Source organism: Stutzerimonas xanthomarina DSM 18231 (genome assembly GCF_900129835.1).
Taxonomy (GTDB): domain Bacteria; phylum Pseudomonadota; class Gammaproteobacteria; order Pseudomonadales; family Pseudomonadaceae; genus Stutzerimonas; species Stutzerimonas xanthomarina.
Genome location: NZ_FQXA01000013.1, coordinates 1 through 16,690, shown reverse-complemented (window position 1 = coordinate 16,690; position 16,690 = coordinate 1). Strand labels below are relative to the sequence as shown.

Below are 16,690 nucleotides of genomic sequence, written 5' to 3'. Positions count from 1 at the left end.
GGCGTCGGCGAAGGTCATTTGCTTCATCGGGAAACTCGGGCAACGGGATCGGCGTATTTCACCAGATTCGGGAAGTCTTTTTCAGACCATCCTTAGGGGGTTGATCGGATTGAGATCCATGCACGCCGAGCGGCCGGGTTTGCGGCAATACGTCGGCCAATGTGGATCGCTCGCCCGAGACGACAAACGGATCGGATTTTTCACTGTCTACCTTTCCCATCTTCGCCAAATCTGGCTGCGATGTGTCTGGTCTTGCCCATAACCAAGGAGAAATATGATGCAGGAGAGAAATGCCTGGGTCGATTACGCCAAAGCCATTGGGATCATTCTTGTGGTCTACGGCCATGTCGCGCGTGGAGTCTTCAATGCCGGTTTGCCGATGGATAAGGGCGAGTACCTTCTCGTCGATAGTGTCATCTACAGCTTTCACATGCCGCTGTTCTTTTTCCTGTCGGGTTTGTTTTTTTACGACTCGCTAGTGAAGCGTGGGAAAGCCGGACTGGTCATCAACAAGGTGGACACTGTTGTCTACCCATTTATCGTTTGGTCTCTTCTGCAAGGGCTGACCGAAGTAGTGCTGTCAAATTATACAAACGGTGACGTCACGTTAGGGCAGGTGTTCTCGCTGCTTTGGTCCCCACGGGCGCAGTTCTGGTTTCTTTACGCGCTGTTCTTGGTTTTTGTTGTCTGCTCCTTGGTCTACGCCAAGGTGGACCGCCGTTACTTCCTGCCCCTTTTGCTGGTCTTTGGCGTGCTTTATGTGCTCAGCCGGGACCTGGCCGCTGGCAGTATCGGTAAGTTTATTTTTGGTAATGCCGTGTTTTTTGCGCTCGGTATCTGGTTCAACGAGATCAAGGCATACTTCCTCGCCCGTTATATCCCTCTCACTTTGTTGCTCGGAACATCATTCGTGATCGGGCAGTATCTGTTTCACGTGACGTTCGGCTTGAGTTGGGAGGTGGGTGGCTTGCCGGTGCTTGCGCTGGCGACTGTTTCGATCCTGTTTGTGGTCGCCTTGTCGATGTGGCTCGGTCGTGTTCGCGTAGGCTGGTTGCTATTCATTGGTGCTTCATCGATGACGATCTACCTGATGCATATTCTTGCGGGTAGCGGCATCCGGGTGATCCTTGCGAGCTTCATGGGCATTGATTCCATAGCTGTCCATTTAGTCGTCGGAACTCTGGTCGGGCTTGCCGCTCCGTTGCTGGCTCAGATGATTATCAAACGGTACGACCTGTACTTTCTGTTAGCTCCACCGAAGTCTTTTTCTGCAACCAGCTTGCGGGCACGTAGGGCAGTGGCGCATTGAGCGGGCAGATGGCAGGCATGATGGTTGTTCTTGCCTGTCTACCAGCTGTGTCGTTTGCGTCCAGTATCCGAAATGCTTCGAAATCTATGGATGTAAGCAGTCGTTTCCTTAACCACAGCTGATTCGTTGAATTTTCAGCGATTCGTCTGTCGTCAGTGTCAGCCGATGTGCGTTGTATTCCAGTGTGACGATGTCGCCCGGCCGAACGATGCGAGCCGTCACGGCGCCGCTCTTGCGACGTGCCTGATCTAGAAGCGCCGGGCTTGCCTGCTCGCCGACGAGTGTCTGGATAGAAGAGGCGTCACATTGCGCGGCGCTACCTTCAGTCGCCTGCGGTGTGTCAAGCGAAGCCTGACAGCCAATCAGAATGGCGCTGCATGCCATCAGGGGCACCGAGCGGATGAGGTTCATAACGTTCTCCTTCGTATTGACATCAGTAATAACGACCCGGGGTCGGCATGTTCAGTCGACCGATGGCTAAACCATAGCCGACAAGGGAACTGGCGGAACAGCCGCACCGTCTTATCGTCGAGGGCGCATTGCACATCGCACTGGGCCGCCAGACAAATAAGGACTCCGCCATGTTTAATTCATCGGTGATGAAGCGTGTAGCTACCCTGTTAGCAGCGATGCATTTCATGCTGTTTGCACAGATCCCATTGGCCCAGGCGGCAATGATCGGCACCCCGGAAGTTATCGCCGAGCAACAGCAGCAGGTAGATCGCCAGCAATTGTTGAGGATGCTTGAGGACGAAGACGTCCAGAAGAAGCTGGTGGCGATGGGCGTCGAGCGCGATCAGGTCGAGCAGCGAATCAACAGCCTGACGCCGGCGGAGCTCGCGCAATTCAACCAGCAACTGGATCAGGCGCCGGCTGGCGCTGGTGTAGTGGGAATCATCGTTCTGTTTTTGGTGATTTTCATCATCACCGACCTGCTTTGCGCTACTAATATCTTCAACTTCGTTAACTGTATCAATCGTTGAATCGGCGACTGGCCCTGCTGTTCGCGGTCATCCTCCTTGGGGCGTGCGCGCGGACTCCAATCGTTCCGGTTGGGTCCGCGGGGCTCCCGGGGAGGGTGGAGCTGGACGCGGTTCCGTTCTTCGCCCAGGAAGACTATCAATGCGGGCCCGCAGCGCTTGCAACGATGCTGACCCAGCGGGGCGTCGATACCGGGCCGGAGCAGCTCGTCAAACGCGTTTATCTTCCGCAGCGCAAGGGTAGCCTGCAGGTTGAGATGGTCGCGGCCGCGCGAGCCCACGATTTGCTGGTCTATCCGTTGGAACCACGGCTAGAAGCGGTGCTGTCTGAAGTGGCGGCGGGAAATCCGGTGCTGGTACTGCAGAACCTTGCTTTCGATCGATGGCCTCAGTGGCATTTCGCAGTTGTGGTGGGGTACGACCTGACGGCTCAGACTCTTGTGTTGCGATCTGGAACCACGCGACGTTGGGTCGGAAGTTTCCGCCAGTTCGAGCGAAGCTGGGCCAAGGGAAATCGCTGGGCGGTGGTAACGGTTGCGCCCAATCAACTACCCCGTACTGCCATGGAAACGGTGTGGCTGAAAGCTGCAAGTGATCTTGAGCAAACCGGCCGCGACGATGCTGCCCTGAAGGCCTACGAAACGGCTGCAGAACATTGGTCTAGCGGCTTGTCCTGGTTCGTGCTTGCCAATGCCCGGTACGCGCGAGGCGACAAGCAAGCGGCGGAGCGCGCCTTGCGAACCAGTGTTCAGCGTGACAGCTCCTTCGCGGCAGGCTGGTTCAATCTATCGCAGGTGCTGGCGGAACGGGGATGCCAAGCCCAGTCATCCGCAGCGCTTGCGTGTGCGGCCAAGCTGGCCCCTGACGACACGCGATTCAAGGCTGAACTACCCTCAGGAGGTGACGGGGCCGGGATATGCGAGGCGTCTCCAGCGTGCCCAGTTCAATGAGACATCAGAAGCCAACCTTGTCCCGCAAGCTGTAGTAGAGCGCGCCGAGGGCGCTCAGTGGCGCGCTGAGCTTCTGCCCACCAGGAAACGGGTAATGCGGCAAGCTGGCAAAGGCGTCGAAGCGCTCGGCCTGTCCCCGCAAGGCCTCGGCTATAACCTTTCCAGCGATATGGGTATAGGTAACACCGTGTCCGCTGCAGCCTTGAGAGTAATAAAGATTGCCATCGAGCCCCCCAACTTGAGGTAAACGGGATAGCGTCATTAGGAAATTGCCGGTCCAGGCGAATTCCGTCTTGATGCCTTGCAACTGTGGAAACGTCTTGAGCATTTTCGGTCGGATGATCGAATCGATATCGGCCGGGTCACGTGCGCCGTAGACCACACCGCCCCCATAGATCAAACGTTTGTCGGCGGAAAGGCGGAAGTAGTCCAGCAAGTAATTGCAGTCCTCAACGCAGTAATTCTGCGGAAGCAATGTTGCTGCGAGCTCTGTGTCGAGCGGCTCCGTGGCGATGACCTGTGTGCCGCAGGGCATGGATTTGGCTGCCAGCTCTGGAACCAACCCGCCCAGGTAGGCATTTCCGGCAACGACCACGAACTTGGCGGTCACCTGACCATGCTGGGTGTGTACTCGCGGCGTGTCCCCTCGGTCGATGCGGATTGCCGGGCTTTGTTCGTAGATGACGCCACCGAGCGATTCGACTGCGGCCGCTTCGCCTAGCGCGAGGTTGAGTGGGTGGATGTGACCGCCCCCGTGATCCAGCATGCCGCCGATGTATCGCTCGCTCGCCACGACGTTTCGAATGCCGTCGTGATCGAGCATTTCCAGCTGACCATAGCCGAAACGCTCCCAAAGCGCCTTCTGCGCCTCAAGGTGGTGCATCTGCTTGGAGTTGAGAGCGGCGAATACGCCTCCGTCCTTCAGGTCACAGTCGATGCTGTAACGTGCGACTCGCTCACGAATGATTTGTCCGCCCTCGAATGCCATCGCGCCAATCAGGCGTGCTTCATTGCTTCCGGTGCTGCGCTCGACCGTATCGATATCTCGGCTGTAGCTATTGACGATTTGTCCGCCGTTGCGCCCCGAAGCGCCGAAGCCGACCTTGGCAGCTTCCAATATGACAACGCGAAAACCCTGCTCAAGAAGAAACAGTGCAGTCGATAGCCCGGTGTAGCCTGCGCCGATCACGCAGACGTCCGTCTCGACACTATCGCTTAGAGCGTCGCGAGTAGGTGCGGGGTTCGCTGACGCTGCGTAATAGGACGAGGGGTAGGGAGTGTGCGACATTCTGATTGCCCTGTTCCGAATATTTGACGAGATGCTATCTCGACAACCCTCTACGATGCTATAGCGACACCAAGGGCGTTCCCGTATCCAAAAATTACGAATATCAGTGGCTTAGCAAAAAAGCGCTTGACTCTCTCAGGCGTATCTCTAGAATGCGCGTCCATCGGAGGCACATAGCTCAGTTGGTTAGAGCACCACCTTGACATGGTGGGGGTCGTTGGTTCGAATCCAATTGTGCCTACCAATTCCGAAAAGGGTCGCGCTAGCGACCCTTTTTTTATGCCTTGCTTGTCGGTGCGGCAGCTTTCTGAAAGTATCCGTGCTCCCATATTTCCAGTGACTTCGGTCCGCCTCGATCAGCCTTCGGGCTCCTGCCACTGTGCGGCAGGTTATTCGATGGATCGCTTTCCTGGCTCATCCCAACCCACGTGGCCTTTAGTAGGGGTCACCACTAGGAGAGGAGGCGCCATGCCCACCATTACTCTTCCTGACGGCAGTCAGCGTTCGTTCGATCACCCGGTTTCCGTCGCTGAGGTCGCTCAGTCAATTGGTGCTGGCCTAGCGAAGGCCACCCTTGCCGGTAAGGTAGACGGGCGGCTGGTCGATGCCTGCGATCTGATCGAAAGCGACGCGAGCCTGCAAATCATCACGCCGAAGGATGAAGAAGGGCTGGAGATCATTCGTCACTCTTGTGCGCACTTGGTTGGGCATGCGGTCAAGCAGCTCTACCCATCTGCGAAGATGGTCATCGGGCCGGTGATTGCCGAGGGCTTCTACTACGATATCGCCTTCGAGCGGCCGTTCACGCCGGACGACATGGCTGCCATCGAGCAGCGCATGAAGCAACTGATCGATACTGAATACGATGTGATCAAGAAGGTCACGTCGCGCGCTGAAGTCATCGAGCTGTTCCAATCGCGTGGCGAGGATTACAAACTGCGCCTGGTCGAGGATATGCCTGACGAACAGGCAATGGGGCTGTACCACCACGAAGAATATGTCGATATGTGCCGCGGCCCGCATGTGCCCAATACTCGCTTTCTCAAGTCTTTCAAACTGACCAAGCTGTCTGGTGCCTATTGGCGTGGCGATGCGAAGAACGAGCAGCTGCAGCGCATCTACGGTACCGCGTGGGCAGACAAAAAACAGCTTGCCGCGTACATCCAGCGAATTGAAGAAGCCGAGAAGCGCGACCACCGCAAGATCGGCAAGCGCCTGGATCTGTTCCATACCCAAGAAGAAGCACCGGGGATGGTCTTCTGGCATCCGAATGGCTGGACTCTGTATCAGGTGCTCGAGCAGTACATGCGTGTCGTGCAGCGCGAAAATGGCTATCAGGAAATCCGCACACCCCAGGTTGTCGATCGCAGTCTGTGGGAGAAGTCCGGTCACTGGGCGAACTACGCTGAAAATATGTTCACCACGGAATCGGAAAGTCGCGACTACGCGATCAAGCCGATGAATTGCCCGTGCCACGTGCAGGTGTATAACCAGGGCTTGAAAAGCTACCGCGAGTTGCCGTTGCGTCTGGCTGAGTTCGGTGCCTGTCATCGCAACGAGCCGTCGGGTGCGTTGCACGGCATCATGCGAGTGCGCGGCTTCACGCAGGACGATGCGCACATCTTCTGCACTGAAGAGCAGATGCAGTCCGAGTCGGCTGCGTTCATCAAGCTGACCCAGGCGGTTTATGCAGATTTCGGCTTCGATAACATTGAGTTGAAGCTATCGACGCGACCTGAGAAACGAGTCGGTTCAGATGAGCTGTGGGATCGTGCCGAGGCGGCCCTTGCCGCCGCGCTGGATAGCGCAGGGCTGCCTTATGATTTGCAGCCTGGCGAAGGCGCCTTCTACGGTCCGAAGATCGAGTTCTCGCTAAAGGACTGCCTGGGTCGAGTATGGCAGTGCGGCACGCTCCAGCTCGACTTCAATCTTCCGATTCGCCTGGGGGCGGAGTACGTCAGTGAGAATAACGATCGCCAGCATCCAGTGATGTTGCACCGCGCCATCCTTGGCTCGTTCGAGCGTTTCATCGGTATTCTCATTGAACACTACGAAGGCGCTTTCCCGGCCTGGTTGGCACCGACCCAAGCTGTGGTGATGAATATCACCGATAAGCAGGCGGATTTCGCCTTGGAAGTAGAGAAAACACTCAACCAAAGCGGCTTCCGTGCCAAGTCCGACTTGAGAAACGAAAAGATCGGCTTTAAAATCCGCGAGCATACCTTGCTCAAGGTACCCTATCTCTTGGTTATCGGAGATCGGGAAGTCGAGACACGAGCCGTTGCTGTGCGCACCCGTGAAGGCGTCGATTTGGGCTCCATGCCCCTAGACGATTTCGCGCAGCTGCTGACACAAGCGGTTTCCCGGCGTGGACGCCAAGAATTGGAGTAATGACTATTAAGCGTGAAATGAGACAGGATAAACGAGCTGCACCCAAGGCCCCGATCAACGAGAATATCTCGGCTCGTGAGGTCCGTTTGATTGGTGCTGATGGCGAGCAGGTTGGCATCGTCTCGATTGATGAAGCGCTTCGTATAGCTGAAGAAGCCAAATTGGATCTGGTGGAAATTTCCGCCGATGCGGTTCCTCCTGTATGCCGGATCATGGATTACGGCAAGCACCTGTTCGAGAAGAAGAAGCAGGTCGCTGCGGCGAAGAAGAACCAGAAGCAAATCCAGGTTAAAGAAGTAAAGTTTCGTCCAGGGACGGAAGAGGGCGACTACCAGGTCAAGCTACGCAACCTGGTACGTTTCCTGAGTGACGGGGACAGGGCCAAGGTTTCGTTGAGATTCCGCGGTCGTGAGATGGCGCATCAGGAGCTGGGGATGGAACTGTTGAAGCGGGTCGAAGGTGACCTGGCTGAATACGGTTCGGTCGAGCAGCATCCAAAGATGGAAGGACGCCAGCTGATCATGGTCATCGCTCCCAAGAAGAAAAAGTAACCACCAGGGCACTGGCAGGCCTTGCGGTTATTTGAAATCACCCACACTGTGGAGTACCGAACATGCCAAAGATGAAGACTAAAAGTGGCGCTGCGAAGCGCTTCAAAAAGACGGCGAATGGCTACAAGCACAAGCACGCTTTCAAGAGCCACATCCTGACCAAAATGTCTACCAAGCGTAAGCGTCAGCTGCGTGGTACATCTCTGATGCACCCGTCTGACAACGCAAAAGTAGAGCGCATGCTGCGCGTTCGTTAATTCGGTCAAGACTCAGAGGAATAACTCATGGCTCGTGTTAAGCGTGGCGTCGTCGCTCGTCGCCGTCACAAGAAAATTCTGAAACTCGCCAAAGGCTACTACGGCGCTCGTTCGCGGGTATTCCGTGTTGCCAAGCAGGCGGTGATCAAAGCAGGCCAGTATGCCTACCGTGACCGCCGTCAGCGGAAGCGTCAGTTCCGCGCTCTTTGGATCGCTCGTATCAACGCCGGCGCTCGTGTAAATGGTCTGTCCTACAGCCGTTTCATTGCCGGTCTGAAAAAAGCGGCCATCGAAATCGACCGTAAGGTTCTGGCCGAGTTGGCAGTGAACGAAAAAGCAGCTTTTGCTGCCATTGTCGAAAAAGCTAAAGCTTCTCTGGCCTAAGCCCATCGACAATCGAATCTTCGGATTCGTAGCGTCACCGATAGGGGAAGAGCCTTGTGCTCTTCCCCTATTTCGTATCTGAAGGGGCATTTGCAAAAGTGCACCTCGCGTAAGCCTAAGTGCTGATCGTCTGGTGCGGTTCTGCAAGAACCTCTGGAGGTTGTACATGGAAAACCTGGATGCACTGGTCTCGCAAGCGCTTGAGGCGGTGCAACATAGTCAAGACATCAACGCCCTGGAGCAAATCCGGGTTCAGTATCTCGGCAAGAAAGGCGAGCTGACCCAAGTCATGCAGACGCTGGGCAAACTGTCTGCGGATGAGCGCCCCAAGGCCGGTGCGCTCATCAATGCGGCGAAGAGCCGCGTTCAGGATGAGTTGAATGCCAAGAAGGCGGATCTTGAGCAGGCTGCGCTGAGCGCCAAGCTCGCTGCCGAGCGGATCGATGTGACATTGCCAGGCCGGGGAGAAGCCTCCGGTGGGCTGCATCCTGTGACGCGGACACTGGAGCGGATCGAACAATTCTTCAGTCATATTGGCTATAGCGTTGCCGAGGGACCAGAGGTTGAAGACGACTACCACAACTTCGAAGCGCTCAATATCCCCGGCCATCATCCTGCTCGGGCGATGCACGACACCTTCTATTTCAACGCCAACATGCTTTTGCGTACCCATACCTCGCCGGTTCAGGTGCGCACGATGGAGTCGCAGCAGCCGCCCATCCGTATCGTTTGTCCGGGGCGTGTCTACCGCTGTGACTCGGATATAACCCATTCGCCTATGTTCCACCAGGTTGAGGGCTTGCTGGTCGACGAGGGCATCAGCTTTGCGGACCTGAAGGGCACAATCGAGCAGTTTTTGCGAGTGTTCTTCGAAAAGCCGCTGGGTGTCCGCTTCCGTCCCTCATTCTTCCCGTTCACCGAGCCGTCGGCCGAAGTGGATATGCAGTGCGTCATGTGCAGTGGGAAAGGCTGTAGGGTGTGCAAGCAGACCGGCTGGCTCGAGGTGATGGGCTGCGGCATGGTGCATCCGAATGTGCTGCGCATGTCCGGTATCGATCCAGAAAAGTATCAGGGCTTCGCTTTCGGTATGGGAGCTGAACGGCTCGCCATGTTGCGTTATGGCGTCAACGACTTACGCCTGTTCTTCGACAACGACCTGAGGTTCCTGGCGCAATTCCGCTAGGTTCAGAGTCCCGTCAAAGAATATTTAGGAGAGCAGGATGAAATTCAGCGAGCAGTGGTTGCGTACGTGGGTTAAACCGCAAGTTTCCCGCGAGGAACTGGTGGCGCGTCTATCGATGGTGGGTCTTGAGGTGGACGCGGTGACCCCCGTTGCCGGCGAGTTCAACGGCGTGGTTGTGGGCGAGGTGCTGAGCACCGAGCAGCATCCCGATGCGGACAAGTTGAGGGTGTGCCAGGTCAGCAATGGAAGTGAGACGTTTCAGGTAGTTTGCGGTGCGCCCAATGTGCGGCCCGGCCTGAAAATTCCGTTTGCGATGATTGGTGCCCAATTGCCAGGCGACTTCAAAATTAAGAAAGCGAAGCTTCGCGGCGTTGAGTCCAACGGCATGCTCTGCTCGGAAACCGAGTTGACGATCGGTACCGACGACAGCGGACTGATGGAACTGGCCGGTGACGCCCCGGTTGGTAGCGACCTGCGAGCGTATCTCGGCCTGGACGATGCGAGCATTGAAATAGGTCTGACGCCGAACCGTGGCGATTGCCTCTCTATTGCTGGGCTTGCTCGCGAAGTCGGTGCGATGTACGACGCAGCGGTAACCGCCGTGGAAATTGCTGCCGTGGTTCCAAGCCAGGATGAGGTGCGCCCCGTAGAGGTGCTCGCGCCAAAAGCCTGTCCACGCTACCTCGGGCGGGTGATCCGCAATGTTGATTTGTCGAGACCCACTCCGCTGTGGATGGTCGAGCGGTTGCGTCGTTCCGATATCCGCAGCATCGATGCGGTGGTGGACGTCACCAACTATGTGATGCTCGAACTCGGCCAGCCGCTGCATGCTTTCGATCTTGCCGAAATCAATGGCGGGATCAGGGTTAGGATGGCAGAGGATCAAGAAAAACTCGTCTTGCTCGACGGTCAGGAAGTGACCCTGCGAGGCGATACGCTGGTTATCGCCGACCATCAGCGTGCCCTCGCGATTGCGGGTGTAATGGGCGGTGAGCACAGTGGTGTCAGCGCCTCCACTCAAGATCTGTTTCTTGAAAGTGCCTTTTTCGACACTATTGTGCTCGCTGGCAAGGCGCGCTCTTATGGCTTGCACACCGATGCGTCGCATCGTTACGAGCGAGGGGTGGATTCTCAATTGACCCGTCGAGCCATGGAGCGAGCGACTTCGCTGCTATTGGAAATTGTCGGAGGCAGCGCTGGCCCGGTTATCGAAGCCGTCAGCGAAGCCGATCTTCCTCATGTTGCACCGATTTTGCTGCGCAAGGATCGGATCGAGCAGATGCTGGGATTGATCATGGCAGGCGATCAGGTTGTCTCGCTTTTGTCGGCCTTGGGGTTGGGAGTGGTCGAGCTGAACAAAGAATCCTGGGAAATCAGCGTGCCCAGCCATCGTTTTGACATTAGCCTCGAAGTAGATCTGATCGAGGAGTTGGGTCGCCTGTATGGCTACGACCGCCTGCCAGTGCGTTACCCGCAGGCACGTCTGGCACCCGAAGCCAATTCTGAATCCCGTGCCGGACTATCCGCCCTGCGTCGCTTGCTGGTTGCCCGTGGCTACCAGGAAGCGATCACATACAGCTTCATCGATCCGAAAATGTTCGAGCTGTTCAGCCCGGGCGCTGAGCCGCTGCAGCTGGCCAATCCGATTTCCTCGGACATGGCGGCAATGCGCGCGACGCTCTGGCCAGGATTGATCAAGGCGCTGCAGTACAACCTCAATCGTCAGCAAACTCGAGTCCGCCTGTTCGAAAGCGGCCTGCGCTTCGTCGGTCAACTGGGTGAGTTGAAGCAGGAGCCGATGCTTGCAGGCGTCATCACGGGAAGCCGCCTGCCAGAAGCCTGGAGCAACGAAAGAACAGCGGCGGACTTCTATGACATCAAAGCCGATGTCGAAGCCTTGCTCGGATACGCCGGCAATGCCTTGGCGTATAGCTTCTCCGCAGCGGAGCATCCGGCTCTGCATCCCGGGCAGACTGCTCGAATAGAGCGGGAAGGGCGTTTGGTCGGCTACATCGGAAGCCTTCATCCCGAATTGGCCGCCACGCTGGGCATCGATCAACCGGTGTATCTGTTCGAGTTGCTAGTTGCCGAGATCAGCGAAGGGCGGCTGCCACGCTTCAGCGAGCTGTCCCGCTTCCCTGAGGTGCGTCGCGATCTGGCCCTCCTTGTAACGCGCGAAGTGTCCTCGGACGCTGTGCTGCGATGCATTCGAGACGCCGCTGGTGAACATCTGAAGGACCTCAAGCTATTTGATGTCTATCAGGGTAAAGGTATTGATCCGCTTAGCAAAAGTGTGGCAGTCGGCTTGACCTGGCAACACCCTTCGCGCACTCTAAACGACGAAGAGGTCGGTGGAGCGATGCAGCAAATCCTGACCTCCCTGGAAGAAAGGTTCAACGCCACGTTAAGGAAATAGCGTATGGGGGCTCTGACGAAAGCTGAAATGGCCGAACGTCTATATGAAGAGCTAGGCTTGAATAAGCGCGAAGCCAAGGAGCTGGTCGAGCTGTTTTTCGAGGAGATTCGCCAGGCGCTCGAACATAACGAGCAGGTGAAGCTGTCCGGCTTCGGCAACTTCGACCTGCGCGACAAGCGACAGCGCCCGGGGCGTAACCCGAAGACCGGTGAGGAAATCCCAATTACGGCGCGTCGTGTCGTGACGTTCCGGCCAGGCCAAAAACTAAAAGCCAGAGTCGAAGCGTATGCTGGAACCAAGTCATAACGACGAACTGCCAACGATACCCGGCAAACGCTATTTCACAATTGGTGAGGTGAGCGAGCTATGCGCGGTTAAACCGCATGTGCTGCGATATTGGGAGCAGGAGTTTCCACAGCTGAACCCTGTTAAGCGTCGCGGTAATCGGCGCTATTACCAGCGGCAAGATGTGCTGATGATCCGGCAGATTAGGTCGCTGCTGTACGAGCAAGGTTTCACCATTGGTGGCGCCCGGCAGCGGATGTCCGGCGACGAGGCCCGTGATGACATCACGCAATACAAGCAACTGGTCAGACAGATGATCACCGAGCTTGAGGATGTCCTACAGGTGCTAAAGAATTAGTCGTCGTTGTGCAAAAAACTTTCACATATTCAGTCCCTTAAGGTATAGTTCGATCCGTTTTCAGCAGAAGCTGAATGCAGCGTCGGGGCGTAGCGCAGCCTGGTAGCGCACTTGCATGGGGTGCAAGGGGTCGAGTGTTCGAATCACTCCGTCCCGACCAAAAAACCCTAGAAAATCCAGTCACTTAGCGGTGGCTGGATTTTTTTATTTCTGGCGCCTGCAAAATTTCTGCAAAACCGCTCTAATCAGCTTGATCAGGCGTACCTATAGTATGCGTCTATAGCCAGGGGCAACCGCCAAGGCCAGCGTCCTGCCAAACGCAGGCCACGTTCGCTGGTCGATGCAGTGGCGTTCATGGTTCCGGCGGGCAAACAAAGTCAGGTGGCACTTGGTGCGCTTGGCGGCTATTTCAACCGTGTCGGTTGCGCATTTTGTTCCAGCGCATATGAGCACTCTAGGCTGCTGAGCAGTCAACTTTATACCTCTTGGATGCGGTCCAAGAGGTTGATTTGAAGCGTTAGCTGGCAAGGGAAGCGGAAACGAGAGATGTCGCTGTCGCACCGGCGAGGAATACAGAGCTAACCAGTTCGAGCGAGCTACGCGTCTTGCCAGAGGATAGAGGCAGACTGCTTGTGCAGCAGGGCTTGCGCCTCGATATCTAGCTCGGTCGAGTCTCGCCGGTACAACGCTACCCGCTTCTTTAGATAGCGCCTCGACGGCATACAGCATGATCTTGATCCGTTGGTCCTTGGAGCCAGCCGGGAAATTCAGTGCGCTTGGCGGTCGCCGATGAACTTGCTCAGAAACTGCTGCGTGCGTTCGTGCTGCGGTGCCTTGAGTAACTGCCTGGCGTCGCCCTGTTCTACGATCATCCCCTCATCGATGAAAATTGCCCTGTCGGCAACGTCGCGGGCGAAGCTCATCTCATGGGTGACAATGATCATGGTGCGCTTTTCATCGGCCAGGCCGCGGATGGTCGAGAGCACTTCGCCAACCAGCTCGGGATCGAGCGCTGAGGTCGGTTCGTCGAACAGGATCACATCTGGCTGCATGGCCAGCGCGCGGGCAATCGCCACGCGCTGTTGCTGGCCGCCGGAGAGTCGCTTGGGATAGGCGTCTTCCTTGTCGCTCAGGCCGACCTTGGCCAGTAATGCACGGCCGCGTTCGAGGGCTTGGTGGCGTGGCTCCTTCTTAACCTGCACTGGGCCTTCGATGACGTTTTCGAGGGCCGTGCGATGGGGGAACAGGTTGAAGTTCTGAAACACGAAACCGACGTGCTGGCGTAGCTGGCGGATCAGGCCTTGCTGCGCCTTGAGCGGCTTATCGGCATCGATGTGGATCTCACCGACGCTGATCTGCCCGCCGCTGGGTTGCTCCAGTAAATTAAGGCAGCGCAGCAGGGTAGTTTTGCCCGAACCGCTGGGGCCGATGATTGCCAGTACTTCGCCAGGAGCTATATCGAGGTCGATGCCCTTGAGTACCTCCTGGCCCTTGAAGGATTTTTTCAGGTTGCGCACGGAAATCATCAGGCATCCTGCTCGTGGCGGTTCACCCGGTCTTCCAGGCGACCCTGAAAGTACGCCAGCACGCTCGCCAACAACCAGTAGATCAGCGCGGCGGCCAGGTACATGGTGAAGATCTCGAACGTGCGTGCGGTAATCAGCTGTGCCTGGCGGAACAGCTCCGGAACTTGAATGGTGGCGGCCAGGGCAGTGTCCTTAACCAGCGAGATGAAGCTGTTGCCCAGTGGAGGCAGGGCGGTGCGGGCGGCCTGCGGGAGTATGGCCCGGTACAGGGTCTGGGCGCGACTCATGCCAATACTGGCGGCCGCTTCCCATTGGCCACGATCGATAGAGGCGATGGCGGCGCGCAGGATCTCGGCGGTGTAGGCCGCCATGTTCAAGGAGAAGCCAATCAGCGCAGCCGGCAGCGGATCGAGCTGAATGCCCAGTTGCGGCAGGCCGTAATAGATCATGAATAGCTGAACCAGAAGCGGCGTGCCGCGGAAAAACGACACGTACACCCGCGCCAGCCATTGCAGAGGCCGGTAGGCGTACAGCCGCAGCAGGGCCAGGCCGAAGCCCAGCAGCAGGCCGAAGAACATCCCGCCCAAGCTCAGAACGACGGTCCACCACGCGCCTTTGAGCAGAAAGGGCAGCGAGTCCAGCGCCAGCTGCAGGCTGCTGCCGATCATTGCGTGACGTCAGCCCCGAACCACTTCTCGGAGAGCTCTTTCAGTGTGCCGTCCGCGCGCAACTTGGCGATGGCCGCGTCGATAGCAGCAAGCAATTGAGGGTTGCCCTTACGTAGGGCAACCCCGGACTCCTGGCGGGAGAAGGCGTCACCGGTTACAGCCAGGCGATTGCCGGTTTTCTCGACCATCTCGAAGGCGGCTAGCCGATCGACCAGGATCACGTCGATGCGGCCGACGTTGAGGTCCTGGAACTTGGTCGGGTCGTCATCGTAGGTGCGGATATCGGCTTGCGGCACGTTCTCTTTGAGCCATTGCTCGTAGTTCGTGCCGAGGCCGACGCCGACCTTCTTGCCGGCCAGATCAGCCGAACTCTTGATGCTGTCGGCATCGGCCTTGCGGGTCAGCGCCTGAATACCAGAGACGGTGTAGGGGGTGGAGAAGTCGTACTTCTGTTTGCGTTCATCGGAGATGGTGACCTGGTTGATCACAACGTCCAGGCGCCCCGACTCCAGCGCGGCAAGAATGCCGTCCCATTTGGTTGGCTGGAACGCGGCCTTGACCCCCAGTTCCTCCGCCAGCGCGTGGGCAAAGTCCACCTCGAAGCCGGTCAGCTGGCCGCCGGCATCCTGAAAGTTGAAGGGCGGGTAGGTTCCTTCAAGGCCGACCTTGAGCGTGCCGTTGGCCTTGATCTCATCCAGTAAATCGGCGGCGAACACGGGAGTAAACAGGCTGGAACCGAGCAGCAAACTCAGGGTGCCGAGCAGGAAGCGACGACGCAGAGTGTTGAATTTCATGGCAGGCCTCTAGGTGGGCTGGAAGGTCATACAACTCTAAGGACGATGGCTTATTCGATAAAATAATTAACGGTAGCCAGTACTTGATTCTATGGAATGTAGCATCTGCGCTTACAGTTGCCATGGGTGATAGGCGAATAGTGCTGGGGCACCACCGGTGTGCAGGAACAGCAGCGGACCTCGGCCAGGGAAGGCGCCGCGAGCAATACCGTCGAGCAGGCCGGCAAAGGCTTTGCCGGTGTACACCGGATCGAGCAGCACGCCTTCCTGCTCGGCAAGTAGGCGGATCGCGGCCAGGGTGCCGGCATTCGGCTCCCCATAGCGCGGAGCGAAATACTGGTCCCACAGTTCGATCTGTAGCCCCGTCGGCACCTCGAAGCCAAGCAGCTCAGCGGTGCTTTGTAGCAGGCCTTCGACCTTGAGGCGTTGGGCTGTTTCTGGTCGCGATACGGTTACCCCGACCACTCGGTTGCCAGGCCGTGCATATTCCAGCGCCAGGGCCAGTCCGCTGTGGGTTCCTGCGCTGCCCGAGGCGAGCAGTACGGCGTTGAAATCCTCGCCGATGTGTTGCATCTGCTCGGCCAGCTCCAGGCCGGCGCGCACATAACCCAGGGCGCCGAGCGCATTGGAGCCGCCGATGGGCACCACGTAGGGTCTGCGCCCGGCGCTACGCAGGCGCTCGGCGGCGGCCTGTAGCAGGTCGTCCGCGTTGTCCAGATTGGCGACAGCTTCGATCTCGGAGCCAAACAGGTTCAGTAGCAGGCGGTTGCCGTTGCTCAGGTAATTGCTCTCGGCTGTATCCAGCGGATTCTCCAGCAGCGCCAGGCAGCCCAGACCGAGTCTGGCCGCCAACGCTGCGGTCTGGCGCACATGGTTGGACTGGATCGCGCCGGCCGTTACCAGTACATCGGCACCCTTGGCCAGAGCATCGGCACCGAGGTATTCGAGCTTGCGCGCCTTGTTGCCACCGAGGGCCAGCGAGGTGAGGTCGTCGCGCTTGATCCAGATGTCCCGGCCCACGTGACGTGACAGACGCGGCAGGTGCTCCAGGGGCGTTGCGGCGGTCACCAGTTCAAGGCGAGGGAAGCGGGCAAGAGCCTCAGTGAGCATCGGGTTTAATTCCGGACAGATTAGAATCACCACTGTAGAAGGCAATCCAGTGCTGCGGCAAGTTGCTGTCTAGCTGTGAAGAACTGCACCTCGTATCGCTTTAACGGGGTTAAAGCTAGATGATCACGAGTGGCATCACGGCAGCTGGACTTGCCCCTATCAAACCGGACACCGCAACCCTGTTAAGTTGATGTTACAGCCAACCGCCTGAACTCCCGAGGCGAGCGGTACTTCAGTGCG

At 57.5% G+C, this 16,690-nt stretch carries 17 protein-coding genes and 2 tRNA genes; 13 read left to right on the top strand and 6 right to left on the bottom strand.

Annotation, left to right across the window (positions count from 1 at the left end):
* The first annotated feature begins 277 nt into the window (after positions 1 to 277).
* Positions 278 to 1,309, top strand: coding sequence for an acyltransferase family protein (locus BUE09_RS19935; protein ID WP_073303938.1), 1,032 nt, complete (start codon positions 278 to 280; stop codon positions 1,307 to 1,309).
* A gap of 108 nt (positions 1,310 to 1,417) precedes the next feature.
* Here the strand turns inward: BUE09_RS19935 and BUE09_RS19930 are convergent, their stop codons facing one another.
* Entirely contained in the window at positions 1,418 to 1,720 is a 303-nt protein-coding gene (locus tag BUE09_RS19930) for an I78 family peptidase inhibitor (RefSeq protein WP_073303935.1), read from the bottom strand.
* A gap of 170 nt (positions 1,721 to 1,890) precedes the next feature.
* Between BUE09_RS19930 and BUE09_RS19925 the strand changes: the two genes are divergently transcribed.
* Both BUE09_RS19925 and BUE09_RS19920 read left to right on the top strand, forming a co-directional pair.
* On the top strand, positions 1,891 to 2,292 hold the full coding sequence (locus tag BUE09_RS19925; protein ID WP_073303932.1) for a PA2779 family protein: 402 nt from the start codon (positions 1,891 to 1,893) through the stop codon (positions 2,290 to 2,292).
* Positions 2,289 to 3,239, top strand: coding sequence for a PA2778 family cysteine peptidase (locus tag BUE09_RS19920; protein ID WP_073303929.1), 951 nt, complete (start codon positions 2,289 to 2,291; stop codon positions 3,237 to 3,239). The genes BUE09_RS19925 and BUE09_RS19920 overlap by 4 nt, the downstream gene beginning before the upstream one ends.
* Positions 3,240 to 3,243: 4 nt before the next feature.
* Here the strand turns inward: BUE09_RS19920 and BUE09_RS19915 are convergent, their stop codons facing one another.
* A complete protein-coding gene (locus BUE09_RS19915; protein ID WP_073303926.1) occupies positions 3,244 to 4,527 on the bottom strand; it encodes an NAD(P)/FAD-dependent oxidoreductase in 1,284 nt (427 codons plus the stop codon).
* A gap of 167 nt (positions 4,528 to 4,694) precedes the next feature.
* Here BUE09_RS19915 and BUE09_RS19910 point away from each other — a divergent pair.
* The 10 genes from BUE09_RS19910 (at position 4,695) to BUE09_RS19865 (ending at position 12,512) form a co-directional block, all read left to right on the top strand.
* Positions 4,695 to 4,771 (top strand) — tRNA-Val (locus tag BUE09_RS19910).
* Positions 4,772 to 4,995: 224 nt separating this feature from the next.
* Positions 4,996 to 6,918 (top strand): threonine--tRNA ligase, encoded by a 1,923-nt coding sequence (thrS, locus tag BUE09_RS19905; RefSeq protein ID WP_073303923.1) that lies wholly within the window; start codon positions 4,996 to 4,998, stop codon positions 6,916 to 6,918.
* On the top strand, positions 6,918 to 7,469 hold the full coding sequence (gene infC / locus BUE09_RS19900; protein WP_019339385.1) for a translation initiation factor IF-3: 552 nt from the start codon (positions 6,918 to 6,920) through the stop codon (positions 7,467 to 7,469). The genes thrS and infC overlap by 1 nt, the downstream gene beginning before the upstream one ends.
* A gap of 62 nt (positions 7,470 to 7,531) precedes the next feature.
* Positions 7,532 to 7,726, top strand: coding sequence for a 50S ribosomal protein L35 (rpmI, locus tag BUE09_RS19895; protein WP_019339386.1), 195 nt, complete (start codon positions 7,532 to 7,534; stop codon positions 7,724 to 7,726).
* 27 nt (positions 7,727 to 7,753) lie between these two features.
* A complete protein-coding gene (gene rplT / locus BUE09_RS19890) occupies positions 7,754 to 8,110 on the top strand; it encodes a 50S ribosomal protein L20 (protein ID WP_019339387.1) in 357 nt (118 codons plus the stop codon).
* Between the two features lie 166 nt (positions 8,111 to 8,276).
* The gene (pheS, locus tag BUE09_RS19885; RefSeq protein ID WP_073303920.1) at positions 8,277 to 9,293 is read left to right on the top strand and encodes a phenylalanine--tRNA ligase subunit alpha; all 1,017 of its coding nucleotides are present in this window, start codon (positions 8,277 to 8,279) and stop codon (positions 9,291 to 9,293) included.
* Between the two features lie 37 nt (positions 9,294 to 9,330).
* Positions 9,331 to 11,709: a phenylalanine--tRNA ligase subunit beta gene (gene pheT, locus BUE09_RS19880; RefSeq protein WP_073303917.1), complete on the top strand. Its 2,379-nt coding sequence runs from the start codon at positions 9,331 to 9,333 to the stop codon at positions 11,707 to 11,709.
* A gap of 3 nt (positions 11,710 to 11,712) precedes the next feature.
* Positions 11,713 to 12,015, top strand: a complete 303-nt coding sequence (ihfA, locus tag BUE09_RS19875; protein WP_003282572.1) for an integration host factor subunit alpha — start codon at positions 11,713 to 11,715, stop codon at positions 12,013 to 12,015.
* Positions 11,996 to 12,352, top strand: coding sequence for a MerR family transcriptional regulator (locus BUE09_RS19870; RefSeq protein WP_073303912.1), 357 nt, complete (start codon positions 11,996 to 11,998; stop codon positions 12,350 to 12,352). Before ihfA ends, BUE09_RS19870 begins: the two co-directional genes overlap by 20 nt.
* 83 nt (positions 12,353 to 12,435) lie before the next feature.
* Positions 12,436 to 12,512: transfer RNA gene (locus BUE09_RS19865), tRNA-Pro, on the top strand.
* Positions 12,513 to 13,119: 607 nt separating this feature from the next.
* Here BUE09_RS19865 and tcyN read toward each other — a convergent pair.
* From tcyN to BUE09_RS19845, 4 genes are all read right to left on the bottom strand, one after another.
* Complete coding sequence (gene tcyN, locus BUE09_RS19860; protein WP_073303909.1) at positions 13,120 to 13,878, bottom strand: L-cystine ABC transporter ATP-binding protein TcyN; 759 nt, start codon at positions 13,876 to 13,878, stop codon at positions 13,120 to 13,122.
* A complete protein-coding gene (gene tcyL, locus BUE09_RS19855) occupies positions 13,878 to 14,546 on the bottom strand; it encodes a cystine ABC transporter permease (RefSeq protein ID WP_073303905.1) in 669 nt (222 codons plus the stop codon). Before tcyL ends, tcyN begins: the two co-directional genes overlap by 1 nt.
* Positions 14,543 to 15,340, bottom strand: a complete 798-nt coding sequence (gene tcyJ, locus BUE09_RS19850; protein ID WP_073303902.1) for a cystine ABC transporter substrate-binding protein — start codon at positions 15,338 to 15,340, stop codon at positions 14,543 to 14,545. Before tcyJ ends, tcyL begins: the two co-directional genes overlap by 4 nt.
* A 111-nt stretch (positions 15,341 to 15,451) precedes the next feature.
* A complete protein-coding gene (locus BUE09_RS19845) occupies positions 15,452 to 16,450 on the bottom strand; it encodes a D-cysteine desulfhydrase (protein ID WP_073303899.1) in 999 nt (332 codons plus the stop codon).
* Positions 16,451 to 16,690 lie beyond the last annotated feature (240 nt).